Here is a 17,208-nt window from a genome sequence, read left to right on the forward strand (position 1 = left end):
TCGAAAGAGAGAGCGCCGATCAGTCGATAAGGGCGGCTTCGATGAGTTCGAGCGGATGGCGGATGTCGTAGCCGGTGCCGTGTTCCATCTGACTCGCGCAGGTGGGACACTCGGTCATCCCGGTCGTTCCGCCGGAGTCCTCCATGTGCTCGAACATCTCCGAGCCTATCTCCATCGACTTCTCGTATTTTTCAGACTTCCAGCCGTAGGTACCCGAGATTCCCGAACAGGAGTCGCCGACGTCTTCGATCTCGACGCCGTCGAGGTTTCGGAAGAGTTCGATGGCCTGTCGTTCGAGCCCCTGGCTGCGTGCGTGACACGGCGCGTGGTAGGCGAATTCCTCGGCGAGTTCGCCCGAAACTTCCGCCTGCTCGAGCTCCTGGCGGACGTCGGTGTGGATCCGGAGGTACTCGACGGCGTCGTAGGTATGCGCGGCGAGGTCGTCGATCCCGTCGATGTCGAACAGTTCGGGGTATTCGTTGCGCAGCGCCATCGAACAGGAGGTACACGAGGCGACGATGTCCGCGCCGTCCTCGATCGCCGCGGTGAGGCTTTCGACGTTGGTCTCGGCGTGGCGACGGGCGTCGTCGAGCATCCCGTTCGCGAACATCGGCGTCCCCGAGCACTTCTGTTCCGGCACCATGACCTCGTAACCGAAGTACTCGTAGATGCGAACCAGCGCCTTCGCGACCTGTGGGGTGTTGTAGTTCGAGTAACAGCCGTGGAAGTACGCGATCCTCTTTTCGTCCGAGTGGACTTTCGCGCCGCCACGTTCGGCCCACCACTGACGGAACGTCTGGGTGGCGAACTCGGGGAACTCCCGCTCGCTCGGGACGTGCAGGACTTTCTCCATCGCCCACCTGACCGGGCCGAAGTTCATGAAGAAGTTGGCCGTCCGCGGGAGCATACTCGCGAAGTACGCGGAGGTCCGGTAGTTCGCGAGGATCCGGTTGCGGATGTACTTGACTGAGAACTTCGGGACCTGGTTCTCGACGTACTCCCCGCGAGCAGTGTTGTGCATCTGCGCCAGGTTGACGCCCGACGGACAGGACGTATCACACCGCAAGCAGTTCGAACACTCCGAGATCGACGAGTCGATCACGTAGTCGTCGTCGGTCTGCTTGAGTCGCCACTGCTCGGGCCCCTGGAACTTCGGACCCGGGAAGTCGTCGTCGACCTCCGCGACTGGGCAGTTAGTATCACAGGTAGAACACTTATAACAGGAGTCGGCACCGGGACGGAGGTCGAAGCTACCGCTTTCGGGGAAGACCTCCAGGGGCTCGTACTCCTCGCCTGTGTTCGGTACGATCGGGTCGAACTCTGTCGGATCTCTAGCGTCGCTCATTGTGCCTCCTGTGCCGCGATTCGGCCAGCGTGATATCCTGTCGCGATCGAGACCCCGCTCCCGGATTTTTCGGCCGCGAAGTCATAGCCACCGAGCACTGAGCCGGCGGCCCGAAGGTTCTGGAATTCGGGCGACCCGCCGGCGTCGAGCGGCCGAAGCTCGGGATCCGGATCGACGCCGAACCCGGCGAACGGATGCTCGCCGAACACGGCCTCGTCGAACCAGTCGTAGCGGTCCTCCGGATGGGGAACGTAACAGTCGAAGATCGGTTCGTAGACGCGCTCGCGGTCGGACTCGACGCCCTTGCCGACGAGCCCGCCAGTCGCCAGCACGTACTGATCAGCGCTGAAGGGGATTCGCGCGTCCTGTTTGTCGACGTAGACGGTCTCGACGCGGTCCTGTCCGTCGAAGGAGACGACCGGGTTGCCGCTCTCGAAGTTGCCGCCGGCTTCGTCGAGGGCCTCGAACAATCGGTCTTCGAGCCGGACGCCGGGCATCGACGGCGGCGTCGCGGGTACCTCGAAGACGTCGACGCCGAGTTCCGCTTCCAGTGCTGCCCGGACGCCGGCAGCGTCGTCGTCACCGAGGACGGCCGGCAAGCCGACACGGGGTTCGTCTTCGAGCTCCGGGTTGATCCGTTCGACCAGCGCGTCCCGGGCTCCGCGTTCGCGGCCACGAACCGTCACGGGGCCGTTGTTCTCCAGCAACTTCGCGTAGCGAGTGACTTTGGCGTCGTCCATCAGCTCACCGGGGAACTGGATCGTCACGCCGCGCACGTCGAACGGGACGCCGGCCGCCCGGAGATGCGCCGCGACGTGGGGCGCGTCGAAGTCGGGCATCGCCTCGAACCCGACCAGCAGGAGGTCCCGGTCGTCGCTGGCGAGACCCGCGGACGCACCGTCGGGATAGCGAGCTGTCGGCTTGACGGTGCCACCGTACGTCGGCAGGAGCGCGTTGGTGTCAGTGTGGCCGCCCTGATAGGTATCGACGACCTCATCGAACATCGACATCGCGTCCCGTACGGTATCGACGCCGACGATCCGGTAGGGATGGTCTTCGGGCAACGCATCGATCCCCTCGTAAGGGTCAGTGAGCGGTCCGTCTCCGTCGGGCGTATACCCGAGCACGTCGATCAGCCCCGACGCCTGCCGAAGCGTGCTCTGCTTGTACGTGACCAGGCGCACGTCCGCGCCCTCGCGCGCGGCCGAGATCGCGCTCGACAACCCTGCGAGGCCGCCGCCGATCACCAGCACGTCGGATTCAATAGCCATCGGTCTCACCCCCGTCGGCCGCGACGTCGGTGCCACTGGCGTCCCCGACGTGGTCGCCACCGGCGTCGAATGCCGCGAAGTCGACCGGCTCGCCGTCCGCAGGATCGTTGTCCCGGTTCTGCGTGGTCGCGTGCAGCGCGTAGTTCAGCATCGCCTGCGAGAGCTGTTCGCCCCAGAGTGCGTGGCGCTGCCCCTTCCAGCGTTCCTGGAGGAGTTCGTCCCAGGCTTCGCGGGCGATCGCTTCGTCGAAGGTGTCGCCGTCGACGCTGGTGTCGTGGAGTTCGCTGGCCAGTCGGTGGACGCACATGCCGCCCTGACAGTTGCCCATCGAGGCCCGGGTCCGAATACGGACGGCGTTGAGGTCTGATCCCGACTGCTTGATAGCGTCCTGCACTTCCGCGCGCGTGACGCCCTCGCACTCGCAGATGACCGGGTTCGGCTCGTTGGTCTTGAGTACCTCGTCCGCGCGCGACCCCAGTCGCTCGACGCTGCGCCGGCCGATCGGCGATCGAAGCCCGAACTCCTCCATGTAATCGCGCAGGACGGAGAAGTCCTCGCTGCCCGGGAGCGGTTCGTCGGCCGTCCGGCATTCGCGCTCGATGTCGAACTGCTCGCAGACGTGATCGCTGATCTTCTCGGCCATCAGTCGATACGTCGTGAACTTCCCGCCGACGATGCTCGTCATGCCGGGCAGATCGTCGCGCTCCTCGTGATCCAGCAGGAAGAAGTCCCGCGTGATGTCGGTCGGGTCCTCGCTGCCGACGTCCGGCGGTTCGTACAGCGGGCGTACGCCCCAGAACGAGCGGATCGTCCGGGCCTCCTCAAGCATCGGGACGAGTTCTTTGAGCGTGTCGATCATCAGGTCGACTTCCCACTGTTCTTCGGGGTAGTCCTCCGGGTCCTCGACCTCCTCGTCGGTGGTCCCGAGGATGGCCGTCGTCTCGTGAGGAACGACGATGTCGGCGTCGCCTTTCGGACGACAGCGGTTGATGACCGTGTCGACCTGCCGGATATTCATGATCGTCATCACGCCTTTCGAGGGTCGGACCTCGATGTCGACGTCAGCCATCTCGCCGATCTGGCCTGCCCAGGCCCCGCTGGCGTTGACGACGTAATCGGCGCGGATCTCTTCGGTGCCGCCTTCGGTCCCGTGGACGCGGATCCCGGGACCGGACTTGTGCTTGACCTCGACGCCGACGACCTCGCCGTCTTCGATCAGCAGGTCGGTCACCGGCGAGTGGGTCTCGATGCGTGCGCCGTGTTGCTCGGCGCTGGCAGCGTTGGCGACGACCAGCCGGAACGGATCGATCGCCCCGTCCGGGACGGCGATCGCCTTGTCGATGTCCTTCGCGAGATGTGGCTCGCGCTTGCGTGCCTCCTCGCCGGAGATAACCTCCGCAGGAATGCCACACTCCCGACACCCCTCGAGTTTCTTCTCGAAGTACTCTTCCGTGTCTTCCGGGCGCTTGACGAACATGCCGCCGGTCATCTCGACGCAGTGACTTGCGATGTCCCGGAGGACGCGATTCTCCTGGATACACTCCTTCGCGCTGGCCTGGTCGGAGACCGCATAGCGGCCGCCGCTGTGTAACAGGCCGTGCATCCGGCCGGTCGTCCCGTGCGTAAGGTTCCCCTGCTCGACGAGTGTCACGTCCAGATCGCGCATCGCGAGATCGCGCGCGATGCCGATACCGGTCGAACCCCCGCCGATCACGAGAACGTGTGGTGTGGAAGCCATCCGATAGATCGATATCCGTCCTGAACGTACTTTATAGTTACCACTGTTCCGGTATTGCCGATAAAGAATTGAGTTACGTGATCGGAGTATCGAAGTGTGAAGTAATATTTCATCGAAATAGGGCTAGAGCGGGGATTCCTCTCGAATTCACCGGCAAATTTGCGGCAGTTTTATAATCATTCACTGTGAGTTTTACTACCAACACGGCACTATCCGTAAAGTGTGCCGTGGGCACGAGACTACAAACTATGTCAGACACATACGTCGGTGCGATCGATCAGGGGACAACCGGCACTCGCTTCATGGTCTTCGACCATGACGGGACGGTTGCCGCGAGCGCTTACGAAAAACACGAACAGATTTATCCGGAGCCGGGTTGGGTCGAGCACGACGCGATGGAGATCTGGGAGAACACCAAAGATGTCGTGATCAAGGCCCTCGGGAAGGCCGGGATCGAGGCCAGTCAGCTCGAGGCGATCGGGATCACCAACCAGCGTGAGACGACGATCGTCTGGGACGCCGAGACTGGCAAGCCGGTTCACAACGCGATTGTCTGGCAGGACCGCCGGACGACAGACCGCGTCGAAGAACTCCAGGAGGAGGACAAGGTCGAATGGATCCGCGGGAAGACGGGGCTGGAAGCCGACGCGTACTTCTCGGCGACGAAAGTCGAGTGGCTACTCTCGGAAGGCGACCCGGTCAAGATGTAGCGCGCGCGACCGCAGGACCTGATGGAGCGAGCCCAGGACGGCGAGCTCATGATGGGGACTATCGACGCGTGGCTCACCTACAACCTGACCGGCAACAATATCACGGACGTCTCCAACGCGTCCCGGACCATGCTGTTCAACATCAACGACATGGAATGGGACGACGAACTCCTCGAAGAGTTCGGCGTGCCCGAGAGCATGCTGCCGGAGGTCCGCCCGTCCAGTGACGAGGACTACTACGGTTACACGGACGCCGACGGGTTCCTCGAGGCGGAAGTGCCGGTCGCCGGCGCGCTCGGTGACCAGCAGGCCGCGCTGTTCGGCCAGACCTGTTTCGACGCCGGCGACGCGAAGAACACCTACGGGACGGGATCGTTCTTCCTGATGAACACGGGCAACGAGGTCGTGGAGAGCGAACACGGCCTGCTGACGACCGTCGGCTTCCAGCGCACGGGCGAGCCCGTCCAGTACGCGCTGGAGGGGTCAATCTTCATTACTGGTGCCGCGATCGAGTGGCTCGAGGACGTTGAACTCATCGACGACCCCACGGAGACGGCCGAACTAGCACGCTCGATCGACTCTACTGACGGCGTATACATGGTGCCGGCGTTCACCGGCCTGGGTGCGCCCCACTGGGACGGCCGCGCACGCGGGACGATTGTCGGCATGACTCGTGGCACCCGCCGCGAGCACATCGTGCGAGCGACGCTGGAATCGATCGCCTACCAGACCCGCGACGTCGCCGAGGCGATGCAGGCCGACTCCGGCGTCGAGATGACCCGCCTCCGCGTCGACGGTGGCGCGGTCAAGAACAACTTCCTCGTCCAGCTGCAGTCTGACATCATCCAGACCGACATCGCGCGTCCGCAGGTCGACGAGACCACGGCGCTGGGCGCGGCCTACGCGGCCGGGCTGGCCGTCGGTTACTGGGAGACGCTGGACGAGCTACGGGACAACTGGCAGGTCGACCGCGAGTTCTCGCCGGAGATGGACCCGAACAAGGCGGATAAACTGCACAACCGCTGGGAAGACGCAGTCGAGCGCTCGCTCGACTGGGCACGGGAGGAATAACGTATGGCTGTCGAGCTTATCGATCCAGCACTCGTAGCCGATTCGGCGAACGTAGTACTGCAGTCCGGGACCGAGCACACGTGGGGAGATCTCGACGCAGTCACGAGCGTTCTCGTCGACAACCCCGAGATCTGGCTCGGTGCCGCGGCCGGTGGCGCGTTCGGTGCCGCGCTCGGCGCACTCCCGGCTTTCGTCTTCACCGGGTTCCTCGTCATCGCTGGCGTCGCCGGAGGCAACATGGTTGGTGTCGGGTTCGGCCCGGTGTTCGGCCCGCACATCTCGTTCGCCGGTGGCGCGGCAGCGGCCGCCTACGCAGCGAAGAACGGGATCATGGAGTCCGGATTCGCATACCATAACGGGAAAGACATTACTTTCGCGTTAGGAACACGACCGGACGTACTCGCCGTCGGTGCGGCGTTCGGTCTGTTTGGCATCGGGCTCGAACAGGTGTTCCGAAACCTCGCTGTGCCAACTGACCCCATCGCGTTCACCGTCGTCGCCAGTGCGTTCCTGCACCGGGCGGTCTTCGGCTACTCGATCCTCGGTGTCGTCAGCGACAAGGCGAGCGGCCGCTTCGACATGGGGCCGTTCGAGCGCGAGGAGATGGGTAACAACCACAACTTCGGCGACGGCGAGAAAGACAACTCGGACATGCTCGCCGTCGAACCGTGGCTGGGCCACCAGTACAAGTGGGGCCACGTCGCTACGATCGGTGTCTTCGCGGGGGCCGCAGCGGCCTACGCAGGTCTGCAGATCGCGCCAGCGTCTCCGGCTAACGCGGTCTTCTTCGGGTTCGGCCTGAGTGCCGCGTCGCTGCTGTTCTTGAACCTCGGCGTCGCGCAGATCCCGGTAACTCACCATATGACGCTCCCGGGTGCGACCGCGTACTTCGCGGTCACGCTCGAGGTCGGGAATGACGCGATACTTGCCGGGCAGGATCCGGTCGTCGGCATTCTCGTGGCTGCCATCTTCGGAATGATCGGCGCGCTCATCGGTGAGGCCGGCCAGCGGATCTTCTACGCGCACGGTGCGACCCACGTGGACCCTCCGGCGTTCGCTATCTTCATATCGATCTCGATCATCTGGCTGCTGGCGTTCCTGGGCGTCTTCGAGACGTCCGTGTGGGTCCCCGGCGGACTCTAAACGAAAGCAGCTGATCTGACGCTTTTTTTTTGGACGAACGAGTGAGCTACGACGGCAGTATCTGTCGAAGGAGCACGAACAGCACCGCGCCGACACTAATGCCGACGCCGAGTGCGCCGTAGACTGCGCTTGTAGTGCCGGTGGCGAGTGCTCCGTGAACCGAGGGCCCAACGACCAAGACGGCCAGTGCGGCGAACGAGGCGACGACGAGTGCGATCCCGGCGGCACCGTGGTGGTAGTTGCCGGTCAGTTCGTACGACTGACTCGAGAGACCGTCGCTGTCCTCGCCCCAGACGCTGACGTGATAGGGCACGTAGATCCGAACACCGACGGCACTGAACGCCGCGATCGCGGCGCTGATATGGAGATCCTCTGTTAGGATTGTCGCGAGTCCGAACATTCCCATCGCGAAAAACAGCGCGATGACTTTGCTCCACCGGTCAGCTTTCAACAACGCGTCCTCAACCTGCTGGTTGGACATACCTGCGACAAAGTGTGCCCACGCGCTTAATTCTTACAGCCGAACGCGGGACCGCCAGTCAATATTCGGCGTCGTCGACCGGGATAGTATGCTGTCGGTCGCCATCACGTCGATCAGCGATAAAGACTCCTCTGGACTGTCGTCAGCGAGGCGTATCGGGCAACTATTATGAACGCTCACCGAATCACGGACAGTATGATCGACGGATTACCGATCGAGGAGCGCGATCAGCGCAACTTCCTCGTTGTCGCGGCGATCATGACCGTTTTCATCGCTCTCGCGCTCGACGAACCAGCGATGGTACGCGCCGTCGTCGGATTGATCATGGGCGTTTTCAGCGCCCTCGTCTACCTCGTCGTGACGCTCGTCCTCAAGCGTCTCATCGACGCGTACTGAAAGTGGCTGTTGTAAATCAATGCCGGGTCCGCCTTCGCATAGCAGCGATCGCACCAGAAACAATTACAGCGAATACGATGACACTGACTCACCCCCGAGCTCCCGAACGAGCCACGAAGCCTGTTGTTATAGGACCGAATCCTTTTTTATTCCTGCCGGGCCAGTAGTAGTCATACAATAAAGATTAACAATGGATCTCGACCAGCGGATCAGGCGTCGGCGGCGACGAGGTGTCGACCGGCCGATTGTCCTCGATTACGAGCCGTTGAATCCAGTCGCACACGTCCAGGAGCCTGTCGGTCGCGGGCCGATCCTCGAGCGGTTGCTCGATCATCTGGATCCCGTATTCGACGGGACGGTTCCCCCGGACGTATACATATGGGGTCCGCCGGGCAGTGGCAAGTCGGCAATCGTCACGGCGCTGTTCGACAGACTGCGATCGATGACAGTCCAGCCACACGCCGTGATACACACGTCGACGCGCGCGCAGACGGTCGAGTTGCCGACGTTCGTCTACGTCGACGCGCGGACCGCCAACAGCGAATTCCAGCTCTATCACCGGGTATTACAGGCGGTGTCGAGTGACGACGTGCCCCAGCAGGGCGTGAGCACGGCCGAGCTTCGGTCTCGACTTCACGATGCGGTCGGCGGCGGTTCCGGGGTGGTCCTGGCCGTCGATCACGTCGACGAGCCCGACTCACTGACAGCCCAGTCACTTATCGACTGGTTCGAACCGTTTGGCCGGTCTGTCTCGCTCGCGCTGATCGGACGAACGCTCCAGGGCGACGTCCGCGAGGAATGGTCGGGCGAGGAGATCGAAATACCGGGGTACGGACAACAGGTACTGATCGACGTGTTGATGACCCGCGGGTCGGACGCGCTCGCCCGCGACGCGTTACAACACTCGCAGGCGCGACAGATCGCGTCCTGGGCTGGTGGGAACGCACACGACGCGCTGGCGGCGCTGTTCGGTGCGGCCGACCGGGCCGACGCTGCCGGTGTCGAGCGCATCCGCGACAGAGACGTCGAAGCCGGCATCGAGGCGGTCCCCTCGCCTTGCGTCTCGCTCGGCGTCGTCCTCTCGCTGCGGGAGAATCGTCAGCGCGTGCTGCGCGAGTTGCTCGATCTCGATTCCGAAGAGCGTGACTCCGTCACTGTGACGACGGAAGCGATCGCCGCGATCGACGACATCGATCTCTCGCCGGGGACTGTCAAACGCTTTCTCTACGAACTGGCAGAACGGGGGATCGTCGAACGCGTCTCGACGTCACGCACAGACGGACACGGTCGACCGCCAAGCAGGGTCGAACCCAGGTTTCCGACGCTGGTGTTCAGACGGCTGTACGATCTGCAGTCCCACCGGGCCTGATACGGATTATCGTAATTTACCGCTCCGACCGCCCCGCGGTTGATGCGGAATAGACGTACAATACTCCGTGTGTTCACTCCGGGACGCGGTTCCGGTCGCCCGTCCCCTGCGTGAGACCGCTGGCGAGTGCACCTTTCAACACCACGTCGTCGCCGAGATTGGTCAGCTGGATGTCGGGGATGTTGATGAAAACGTGATCTTCGAGCCGTTCGCGGATCGGGTCGATGACGAGTTCCTCGTTGTTGAGCGCGACGCTGCCGCCGACGTAGATGACCAGCGGCGCGTAGGAGTGGATGAGGTTCGCGAACCCCTGGACGTTCCAGTCGTTGACCCGCTCGATGACGTAATCGGCGAACTCGTCCTCGCCGGCGTGGGCGTAGACGTCGATCGCCGAGAAGTCCTCGTCCAGTACGTCCATCTCCGTCTCCCAGTCTTCGGCCTCGTAGAGCCGTCTGGCGTACCGGGGGATGTTCTGTCCGGACGCATAGGCTTCCCAGTGGCCGGGTTTTCCACAGCCACACTCCATCTCCCCGTCCGGGTCGAGCGTGATGTGTCCGACTTCGCCGGCGTTGCCGTCCCAGCCGCTCAGGACGTTGCCGTCGACACAGACCCCGGCACCGATGCCCGTCGAGATCGTCAGGTAGATCATGCTCGTCGGGTTGCGCTCACTATAGAACCGCTCGCCGATCACGCCGGCGACCGTGTCGTTGTGAAGGTGGACGTTGTCGGTCCCGGCGAGGTTCTGGATCGGCCCGACGAGCGGAATCCGATCGATGCTGTCGGGCAAGTTCGACGGGTTCTCGACGGCACCGTCCGTCAGATTGAGCGGCCCGATCGAGCCGATTCCCACCCCACGCAGGTCGGTCGGGTCGACGCCTGCGTCCTCGCACGCGATCCGGAGGGTTTCGAGGACCGCCTCGGTGACCGTGATCCCTGCCGGCCCCTGTGGCGTCCGCTGTTTGTGTAGTCCCAGTTCTGCGCCAGTTTCGTCGCCGACGATGGCGCGAACGTTCGTCGCACCCAGGTCGACCCCTGCGTATGTGGCCATACTATCGGCGTATCGTTCTTGCCGTACTTAACTGCACATATTTACTCGCGACAGCGTGTGATTTTGACCTGTCATGTATTCAGGCCGAAAAGAGGCTGTTGTGGACGGGCGCGAACTCGCGACTCTCCTCGATCTCGTCGTCTTCGGTGTCAGAGACCGCTGTCCCGTCGACGCCGTCGTCGAGAAAGTCCGAAAGCGGCGGGCCGACGTTGCCGGGCTCGACCAGGAAGGCGTCGTGGCCGTGGTCGGACTCGACGACGTGGTGAGCAGTCCGAACGTCCGCGTCTCTGAGTGATTCGGCCAGTTCTTCGGCCTGATCGACGGTGAAATGCCAGTCGGCGGTAAAGGACATCACCAGTGCCTCGCCGCTGAAGGCCGCGAGCGCGTCGCTGTCCGACTCGAACCCCGAAGCGAGATCGTAGTTGTCCATCGCACGGGTCAGATAGAGGTAACTGTTGGCGTCGAAGCGTCCGACGAACCGCTCGGCCTGGTAGTCCAGGTACGATTCGACGTCCCGATAGGGGAAAAACGACGCCGCTGGATCGGCTGGGAACGAGCGCACGGCGTCCCGACCTGCCGCCCGGCGACCGAACTTCTTCTCCATGCTGGCCTTCGAGAGATACATGACGTGCCCGATCTGGCGGGCGATGGCGAGCCCGTCCTCGGGATCGGGGCCGCCGTAGTAGTCGCCGCCGTTCCAGTTTCGATCGGTCGTGATTGCCCGGCGAGCGATCGCATCGAACGCGAGACACTGTGGATCGACCCGGGCAGCGGCTGCGATCGAGACGATCCGATCGACGTGGTCGGGGTGGCGCTTGGCCCACTCGAGGACGTTCATCCCGCCGACGCTGCCGCCGACGACCGCGTGCAACGCGGGCACGCCGAGTTCGTCCAGCAGCGCGCGCTGAGTTTCCGTCCAGTCGCCGATCGTCACCGGCGGGAAGTCCGTCCCGTAGGGCTCGCCCGTCGCGGGGTTCTCGCTGGCCGGCCCGGTCGTCCCGTAGCAGGAACCGGGCACGTTCGCGCAGATGACGTAGTAGTCGTTGGTGTCGATCGCCTTCCCGGGGCCGACGATGTCGTCCCACCAGGCCCGGGCCTGGCCGCTCGTCTCGGCTGTGTCGCGATGGCTGGCGACGTGCGCGCTGCCGGTCAGGGCGTGGCACACGAGCACCGCGTTGTCGCCGGTGAACTCCCCGTAGGCCTCATAGGCGACCTCAAGCTCCGGGATCGATTCCCCACACTCGAACTCGAACTCGCCCAGCGAGACCGTCCCGCGCTCGACTTCCATGGCTTACTCGATCCCTGCTTGGAGGTCCGCAATGATGTCTCTGGCGTCTTCGATCCCGACCGACAGCCGAACGAGGTCGGGCGTGACGCCGCTCTCGCGCTGCTCGCCTTCGCTCAACTGTGCGTGGGTCGTCGACGCCGGGTGGATGATCAGCGTCTTGGCGTCACCGACGTTGGCCAGGAACTGCGCGAGTTCGGTCTCTTCACAGAGCCGTTTCCCCGCCTCGTACCCGCCTTCCAGCCCGAACGCGATCATGCCGCCATACCCACCCTCCAGGTACTCGGTGGCGTTGTCGTGAGTCTCGTGGCTCTCCAGTCCGGGATACTGGACCCAGGCGACTTCCTCGTGGTCGTCGAGCCACTCGGCGACGCGAGCGGCGTTCTCACAGTGGCGCTCCATCCGCACGGCGAGCGTTTCCACGCCCTGGAGGGTCTGCCAGGCGTCGAAGGGTGCCTGCCCGTCGCCCAGGCTCCGGACTGCGCGCTGGCGAGCGGCCACGGTGAAGGCACGATCACCGAACTGTTCGGCGAAGTTCGTATCGAACGCGGGGTTTTCGCTTCCGATCTCGGGATACTTCTCCGCGTGTTCTCGCCAGGGGAACGAACCGCCGTCGACGAGGATGCCTCCTACTGTCGTCCCCGAGCCGTGGATCCACTTCGTCGTGGATTCCCAGACCAGGTCCGCGCCGCGTTCGAGCGGTTGCGTGAGCGCGGGCGTCGCGAAGGTGTTGTCGACGAGCAGCGGGACGCCGCGGTCGCCCGCGATCTCGGCGATGCGCTCGATGTCCGGCGTCACCAGCGACGGGTTGGCGATGGTCTCGACGTGGACGTAAGCCGTCCGTTCGTCGATCGCTTCGGCGTAACCGTCGTAATCAAGGGTGTCCACGAAACGGGCGTCGATACCACGACGACTCGCGGTTTTCGTGAAGTAGCTGTGCGTCCCGCCGTAGATAGAGGACGCCGAGACGATATTGTCGCCCGCCTCGGCCAGCAAGAACGTCGCCGCGTCGAGCGCAGCCATCCCCGACCCGGTCGCGACGGCGTCGACCCCTCCTTCGAGGTCGGCCAGCCGCCGTTCCAGGGCTCGAACGGTGGGATTGTCGAATCGCGAGTAGATGTTGCCCTCCGCTTGCAGCGCGTACTGGTCGGCCGCGCGGTCGGCGTCTTCGAACGCGTAGGACGTCGTCTGATAGATCGGCGGTGCGACCGCTCCGGTCTCCGGGTCCGGTCGCTGACCCGCGTGGACACAGCGCGTGCCGAAACGCTGTCCCTTCGTCGAATCCTGCTGAGTCATGTACTACGCTCATATATCTACACGTTCCTATAACTGATAGTTACGGCAATATTCGCGGAGACGAAGAGCGGCCTTTTTGGAGCGGTTGACCCCAAGAATTATACTTACTGACCGGTTAGCTAGCTCCGCTGGTAGTGAGTATCTCCAGCGGTCGTAGGACAGCAGCCATCTGGCTGCGACGTTTTCGGTCCGTCGTGGGCTGTGACAGTATCGGTCCGCGCCGGGCCGTTTTTCGACGTGCTCTTTCGGTAGCTGGCAGTGTTGCCTCCGGTCAGGCAGCCGAAACGGTTATTGAGACGATGGACTTTTCGGGGAACGATGGGAGTCTCACGGTTCGGTCTGATCCTCCTGGTGGGGCTCGTCGTGGCAGGCGCCACAGTCGGTTCAGCTACTTTCGTCGGCAGCGAGACGGGCGTATCGCTGTCGGAGCAACCCGGCAACAGCGGCGCCAATGCGACCGCAACTGTGTCCAGCGACACGCTCCTGGACCCTCCAGAGGACCGGATCGGCTGGGAGGGCGGGTACTGGTACAACGAATCCATCGAGGTCGACCAGTCCGACGGGCTCTCCGAGTCCGAACTGCAGCGATACAAGTACCGCACGATGGCCCGACTGGAGAAGATCCGCGGGCTGGAGTTCACCGACGACGTCGAGATCGAGTTCATCGGCCCCGACGAGGTCGCCGATCGCATCGACGGCAACGTCACGCAGTTTCGCGGCACCGACCAGCAGTGGGAAGCGCTGTTCGTCGTCGGCGAGGACCGCGAGGCCGATCGAGTCGTCTTCGAGACCCTCGTCGGGAGCGTCGTCGGGTGGGCCGCCGAGGAGGGCTCGGAGACGGTTGTTCTGATCACTGACGACCCCGGCGAGCCGACCGCCCCGCCGACGTTGATGGCTCACGAGCTGGCTCACGAGCTGCAGCACCAGCAGTTCGATCTTGACGCTGATCGCTACCAGCGGGCGACGCTCGACGGCGAGAACGCCAAAGACGCTCTGGTCGAGGGTGAGGCGAGTCATCTCGATAGCGTCTACGACCAGCACTGCACCAACGGGTCGTGGGACTGCGTCGACCGAGGTTCGTTCGCGACCGGCCGCTCGAACTTCGTCGAGTTCGGTCTGCTTCCGTATCTCCGGGCCCCGTACACGCTCGGAAGCGAGTACGTCGGCCGACTGATCGATCGGGGCGGGTTCGACGCTGTCGACGGCGCGCATCGGAACCCGCCGGAATACAGCGTCACCGCACTGCATGGCGAGGAGACCGAGCCCGTACGCCAGACAGGGATCGCCCCGGCGTCGCCGCTGTCCGTGCCCGATCGATCGGACGACAACTGGACGCGCCAGGCTGCTCCCGACCGCGTCGGTGCGATGGGACTGTCAGTGACGATCGGCGACGCCGCACTGGCCTGGCGCAACGGTGCACTCTACCCGTACACCAACGGCTCGGCTGACGGATACGTCTGGGAGACGCACTGGTCGAACGAGACGACGGCCGCGGCGTTCGCCGACGCGTATCGCGGCCAGCTCAGCTCCGAAGGTGGCACGCAGATCACAGATCGAGTCTGGGAGATTCAGACCGGAACGTTTGCCGATGCGTTCGCCGTCAATCAGACCGGGAACGCGGTCCGGATCGTGAACGCTCCGTCCGTCGAAGCGCTCTCGGCAGTGCACGGGGACAGCGAACCAGACACGAGAGAGTCGGAAACGCCCACCACGCCTGCGACTCGGGACGCGACTACCGACCCGGCGCGGACGACATCTTCCGGGACGACGGCCGACGGTGACGGTCCCGGGTTCGGGATTGCCGCAGCGCTGATCGCGTTGATCGCCGCGACGAGTGCAAAAAGAAAGCGGTCTAGTGGTCGTGACCGGTGAGTTCGCCGTAGCTCGAACCGAACCGCTCCTCGAACAACTCCATCGTCAGTTCTTCGGCGTCTTTGACCTCCTGTGGCGGTTCGCCCTGGCCGTGGTGGATCGCGCCGTGGATCCGCTGAGCCAGCCCGAACATGGCGATGTCGCCGATAATCTCGGCTGGCGTCTCGCCTTCTTCCTCGCGGAGCATCTCGATCATCGCGATCGGAACGGTGAGTTCGTCGGTCGTGTCGTCGTCTTCGATCGTCAGCGTGACGGTGTCGTCAGCCATACCACTGCTTTCGGCGACCGCACTCAAGGGTCTTCGGATCCAAAACAGTCCGCCAGCGACGTGCCAGCGTCGTACGACCGATCCGTTCAGTCGTCCGTCTGGGCTGTCTCGACGCTGGCCTCGCTCGTCGATTCGACCGATTCGAGATACTCGTCGGCGTCGAGCGCCGCTTTACAGCCCATGCCGGCGGCTGTCACGGCCTGCTGGTAGTGATAATCGACGACGTCGCCCGCGCCGAATATGCCATCGACGCCGGTACGGGTCTGACCCCCGCCGGTCCCGCCCTCAGTCCGGATGTAGCCGGCCTCGTCCAGTTCGACGGCCGTCTCCTCGAGATAGCTGGTGTTCGGCGTGTGCCCGATCGCCAGGAAGACCGCGCCGACATCTAGCTCGAACTCTTCGACTTCCTCGCTCCGTCCGGCGTCAATCTTCTCTTTCGGGTGGCCGTCGGGATGGCGCACCAGCGACACGTGATCGACGCCGTCGGCCTGTGTGCCGTGGATCTCGGTCGCTTCCGTGTTCTTCAGCAATTCGACGTCGCCGTCGTCGACTTTCTCCATGATGCGGTCGACCCAGTAGTCCTCGGCCCGGAAGTCCTCGCGGCGATGAGCGATGTAGACGGTGTCTGCGAACTTGGTCAGAAAGTTGGCCTCTTCCATGGCCGCGTCGCCGCCCCCGATCACCAGCATATCCTCGCCACGGAAAAAAGCCCCATCACAGGTCGCGCACGTCGAGACGCCGTAGCCCATCAGTTCGTCTTCGCCGGGAATGTCGAGTGTCCGCGCGCTCGCGCCGGACGCCGCAACAAACGCGTCCGTCGTCAGTGTCTCGCCGTTCGTGAGCTCGATCTCGACCGGGTCACCTTCCTCGACCCGCTCGATGACGCCGTTCTGTATCTCGGCTCCGAACTGTTTCGCCTGCTCTTTCATATTGTTTATCAGCTCGGGGCCGCCGATGCCATCCGGGAATCCGGGATAGTTCTCGACGTCGGTGGTGAGCGTCAGTTGTCCACCGGGTTCGTCACCAGCCAGAACGAGCGGGTCGTTGTTCCCGCGCGCCGCGTAGATGGCGGCTGTCAGGCCCGCGATCCCGGTTCCAGCGATGACGAGTCGATGGTGATCGGCGTCTGTACTCATGTACACCCCTGTACTGCTGGGTGGCGTTTGTACCTTGCGGTATCAGGAAAACGACACGACTACGGCGCGTACGTCCCTTCGAGTGTCGCTTCATCGATGACGTGTCCTTCCAGCGCGTCACGCAAGTCGTCGGCATCGGTGCGGCGTCCCAGTTCCAGTTCGGTGTCGGCCGCGTAGAGGTGGATTCGATAGGTGTGCTCTCTGTCCGGCGGATTCGGCCCGCCGTAGCCCCGCTCGCCGTAGTCGTTGCGTCCCTCAACGGCGTCATCGGCGTCCCAGCCCTCCGGAATCTTCTCGCGCTCCGGCGGAACGTTCCAGACGACCCAGTGATCCCAGACCTTGCCGGCCGGTTCGACGGCGTCGGGATCGTCTATCACGAGCGCCAGCGTCTCTGTCTCCTCGGGGACGCCGGAGATACGAAAGGGTGGATTCACGTTCCGCTCCGTATAGCCGTACTCGTCGGGGATCGGTTCGCCGTCACGGAATGCTGGACTCGATATCGTGAGCTGTGTCATGCGTGTCTACCCCCGTTTGCCAGGTGACCATCCGTCCGTCGCAGGCCTGCTGGGCAATACGAAATTGGATCGGCAGAAGGAAAAAAGTGGGTATGCGAACGTGACGGCCGCAAAAGACCGCGCGGAAGTGTGACTATTCGTCGGCGCCCGGCTTCGTGGTGTTGCCGGATCCGGGTCCGGTGGGGAAGTAGAATTCGTGTTCGGATTCGGTTTCGAAGCGGTCGAGGACTTCTCGGAGGGGGCGGGCGTAGCGGGAGAGGTCTT

General features: G+C 63.7%; 14 protein-coding genes and 1 pseudogene. 5 read left to right on the forward strand and 10 right to left on the reverse strand.

The window, feature by feature from the left end; genetic code table 11:
* Window positions 1-19 precede the first annotated feature (19 nt).
* The 3 genes from OB916_RS13450 to glpA are packed head-to-tail and all read right to left on the reverse strand — an operon-like array spanning window position 20 to window position 4,354.
* A complete protein-coding gene (locus OB916_RS13450; protein WP_315909811.1) occupies window positions 20-1,345 on the reverse strand; it encodes an anaerobic glycerol-3-phosphate dehydrogenase subunit C in 1,326 nt (441 codons plus the stop codon).
* Complete coding sequence (gene glpB / locus OB916_RS13455; RefSeq protein ID WP_315909812.1) at window positions 1,342-2,616, reverse strand: glycerol-3-phosphate dehydrogenase subunit GlpB; 1,275 nt, start codon at window positions 2,614-2,616, stop codon at window positions 1,342-1,344. Before glpB ends, OB916_RS13450 begins: the two co-directional genes overlap by 4 nt.
* A complete protein-coding gene (gene glpA, locus OB916_RS13460) occupies window positions 2,606-4,354 on the reverse strand; it encodes an anaerobic glycerol-3-phosphate dehydrogenase subunit GlpA (protein WP_315909813.1) in 1,749 nt (582 codons plus the stop codon). Before glpA ends, glpB begins: the two co-directional genes overlap by 11 nt.
* A 248-nt stretch (window positions 4,355-4,602) precedes the next feature.
* On the opposite strand from glpA, the pseudogene glpK reads away from it, so the two are divergent.
* A pseudogene (glpK, locus tag OB916_RS13465) lies at window positions 4,603-6,135 on the forward strand (glycerol kinase GlpK).
* A 3-nt stretch (window positions 6,136-6,138) separates the two neighbouring features.
* On the forward strand, window positions 6,139-7,278 hold the full coding sequence (locus OB916_RS13470; RefSeq protein ID WP_315909814.1) for a hypothetical protein: 1,140 nt from the start codon (window positions 6,139-6,141) through the stop codon (window positions 7,276-7,278).
* Window positions 7,279-7,324: 46 nt separating this feature from the next.
* Here OB916_RS13470 and OB916_RS13475 read toward each other — a convergent pair whose 3' ends face one another.
* A complete protein-coding gene (locus OB916_RS13475) occupies window positions 7,325-7,759 on the reverse strand; it encodes a hypothetical protein (RefSeq protein ID WP_315909815.1) in 435 nt (144 codons plus the stop codon).
* Window positions 7,760-7,954: 195 nt separating this feature from the next.
* Here OB916_RS13475 and OB916_RS13480 point away from each other — a divergent pair, with 195 nt between their 5' ends.
* Window positions 7,955-8,155 (forward strand): hypothetical protein, encoded by a 201-nt coding sequence (locus OB916_RS13480; RefSeq protein WP_315909816.1) that lies wholly within the window; start codon window positions 7,955-7,957, stop codon window positions 8,153-8,155.
* Between the two features lie 190 nt (window positions 8,156-8,345).
* Entirely contained in the window at window positions 8,346-9,524 is a 1,179-nt protein-coding gene (locus OB916_RS13485; protein ID WP_315909817.1) for a Cdc6/Cdc18 family protein, read from the forward strand.
* A gap of 73 nt (window positions 9,525-9,597) precedes the next feature.
* Here the strand turns inward: OB916_RS13485 and OB916_RS13490 are convergent, their stop codons facing one another.
* The 3 genes from OB916_RS13490 to OB916_RS13500 all read right to left on the reverse strand — a co-directional run bounded on the left by OB916_RS13490 (window position 9,598) and on the right by OB916_RS13500 (window position 13,153).
* The gene (locus tag OB916_RS13490; protein ID WP_315909818.1) at window positions 9,598-10,572 is read right to left on the reverse strand and encodes an ROK family protein; all 975 of its coding nucleotides are present in this window, start codon (window positions 10,570-10,572) and stop codon (window positions 9,598-9,600) included.
* A gap of 79 nt (window positions 10,573-10,651) precedes the next feature.
* On the reverse strand, window positions 10,652-11,860 hold the full coding sequence (gene metX, locus OB916_RS13495) for a homoserine O-acetyltransferase MetX (protein ID WP_315909819.1): 1,209 nt from the start codon (window positions 11,858-11,860) through the stop codon (window positions 10,652-10,654).
* 3 nt (window positions 11,861-11,863) lie between these two features.
* Window positions 11,864-13,153: an O-acetylhomoserine aminocarboxypropyltransferase/cysteine synthase family protein gene (locus OB916_RS13500; protein ID WP_315909820.1), complete on the reverse strand. Its 1,290-nt coding sequence runs from the start codon at window positions 13,151-13,153 to the stop codon at window positions 11,864-11,866.
* A 318-nt stretch (window positions 13,154-13,471) separates the two neighbouring features.
* Here OB916_RS13500 and OB916_RS13505 point away from each other — a divergent pair, with 318 nt between their 5' ends.
* Window positions 13,472-15,025, forward strand: coding sequence for an Hvo_1808 family surface protein (locus tag OB916_RS13505; RefSeq protein WP_315909821.1), 1,554 nt, complete (start codon window positions 13,472-13,474; stop codon window positions 15,023-15,025).
* On the opposite strand, the gene OB916_RS13510 is transcribed toward OB916_RS13505, so the two are convergent.
* The 3 genes from OB916_RS13510 to OB916_RS13520 all read right to left on the reverse strand — a co-directional run bounded on the left by OB916_RS13510 (window position 15,006) and on the right by OB916_RS13520 (window position 16,944).
* Window positions 15,006-15,293: a DUF7545 family protein gene (locus OB916_RS13510; protein WP_315909822.1), complete on the reverse strand. Its 288-nt coding sequence runs from the start codon at window positions 15,291-15,293 to the stop codon at window positions 15,006-15,008. The two genes, OB916_RS13505 and OB916_RS13510, sit on opposite strands and share 20 nt — an antisense overlap.
* A gap of 86 nt (window positions 15,294-15,379) precedes the next feature.
* Window positions 15,380-16,429 carry an NAD(P)/FAD-dependent oxidoreductase gene (locus OB916_RS13515; RefSeq protein ID WP_315909823.1) on the reverse strand — a complete coding sequence of 350 codons (1,050 nt, stop codon included), beginning with the start codon at window positions 16,427-16,429 and terminating at the stop codon, window positions 15,380-15,382.
* A 59-nt stretch (window positions 16,430-16,488) separates the two neighbouring features.
* Window positions 16,489-16,944, reverse strand: coding sequence for a YbhB/YbcL family Raf kinase inhibitor-like protein (locus OB916_RS13520; RefSeq protein ID WP_315909824.1), 456 nt, complete (start codon window positions 16,942-16,944; stop codon window positions 16,489-16,491).
* Window positions 16,945-17,208: the final 264 nt, after the last annotated feature.

This window comes from Halapricum hydrolyticum, from assembly GCF_025517535.1.
Lineage (GTDB): Archaea > Halobacteriota > Halobacteria > Halobacteriales > Haloarculaceae > Halapricum > Halapricum hydrolyticum.

Bases quoted from the DNA above. Each gene is read 5' to 3' on its own strand.
- OB916_RS13450 (WP_315909811.1), bottom strand. From the start codon at position 1,345: ATGAGCGACGCTAGAGATCCGACAGAGTTCGACCCGATCGTACCGAAC.
- glpB (WP_315909812.1), bottom strand. From the start codon at position 2,616: ATGGCTATTGAATCCGACGTGCTGGTGATCGGCGGCGGCCTCGCAGGG.
- glpA (WP_315909813.1), bottom strand. From the start codon at position 4,354: ATGGCTTCCACACCACACGTTCTCGTGATCGGCGGGGGTTCGACCGGT.
- OB916_RS13470 (WP_315909814.1), top strand. From the start codon at position 6,139: ATGGCTGTCGAGCTTATCGATCCAGCACTCGTAGCCGATTCGGCGAAC.
- OB916_RS13475 (WP_315909815.1), bottom strand. From the start codon at position 7,759: ATGTCCAACCAGCAGGTTGAGGACGCGTTGTTGAAAGCTGACCGGTGG.
- OB916_RS13480 (WP_315909816.1), top strand. From the start codon at position 7,955: ATGATCGACGGATTACCGATCGAGGAGCGCGATCAGCGCAACTTCCTC.
- OB916_RS13485 (WP_315909817.1), top strand. From the start codon at position 8,346: ATGGATCTCGACCAGCGGATCAGGCGTCGGCGGCGACGAGGTGTCGAC.
- OB916_RS13490 (WP_315909818.1), bottom strand. From the start codon at position 10,572: ATGGCCACATACGCAGGGGTCGACCTGGGTGCGACGAACGTTCGCGCC.
- metX (WP_315909819.1), bottom strand. From the start codon at position 11,860: ATGGAAGTCGAGCGCGGGACGGTCTCGCTGGGCGAGTTCGAGTTCGAG.
- OB916_RS13500 (WP_315909820.1), bottom strand. From the start codon at position 13,153: ATGACTCAGCAGGATTCGACGAAGGGACAGCGTTTCGGCACGCGCTGT.
- OB916_RS13505 (WP_315909821.1), top strand. From the start codon at position 13,472: ATGGGAGTCTCACGGTTCGGTCTGATCCTCCTGGTGGGGCTCGTCGTG.
- OB916_RS13510 (WP_315909822.1), bottom strand. From the start codon at position 15,293: ATGGCTGACGACACCGTCACGCTGACGATCGAAGACGACGACACGACC.
- OB916_RS13515 (WP_315909823.1), bottom strand. From the start codon at position 16,429: ATGAGTACAGACGCCGATCACCATCGACTCGTCATCGCTGGAACCGGG.
- OB916_RS13520 (WP_315909824.1), bottom strand. From the start codon at position 16,944: ATGACACAGCTCACGATATCGAGTCCAGCATTCCGTGACGGCGAACCG.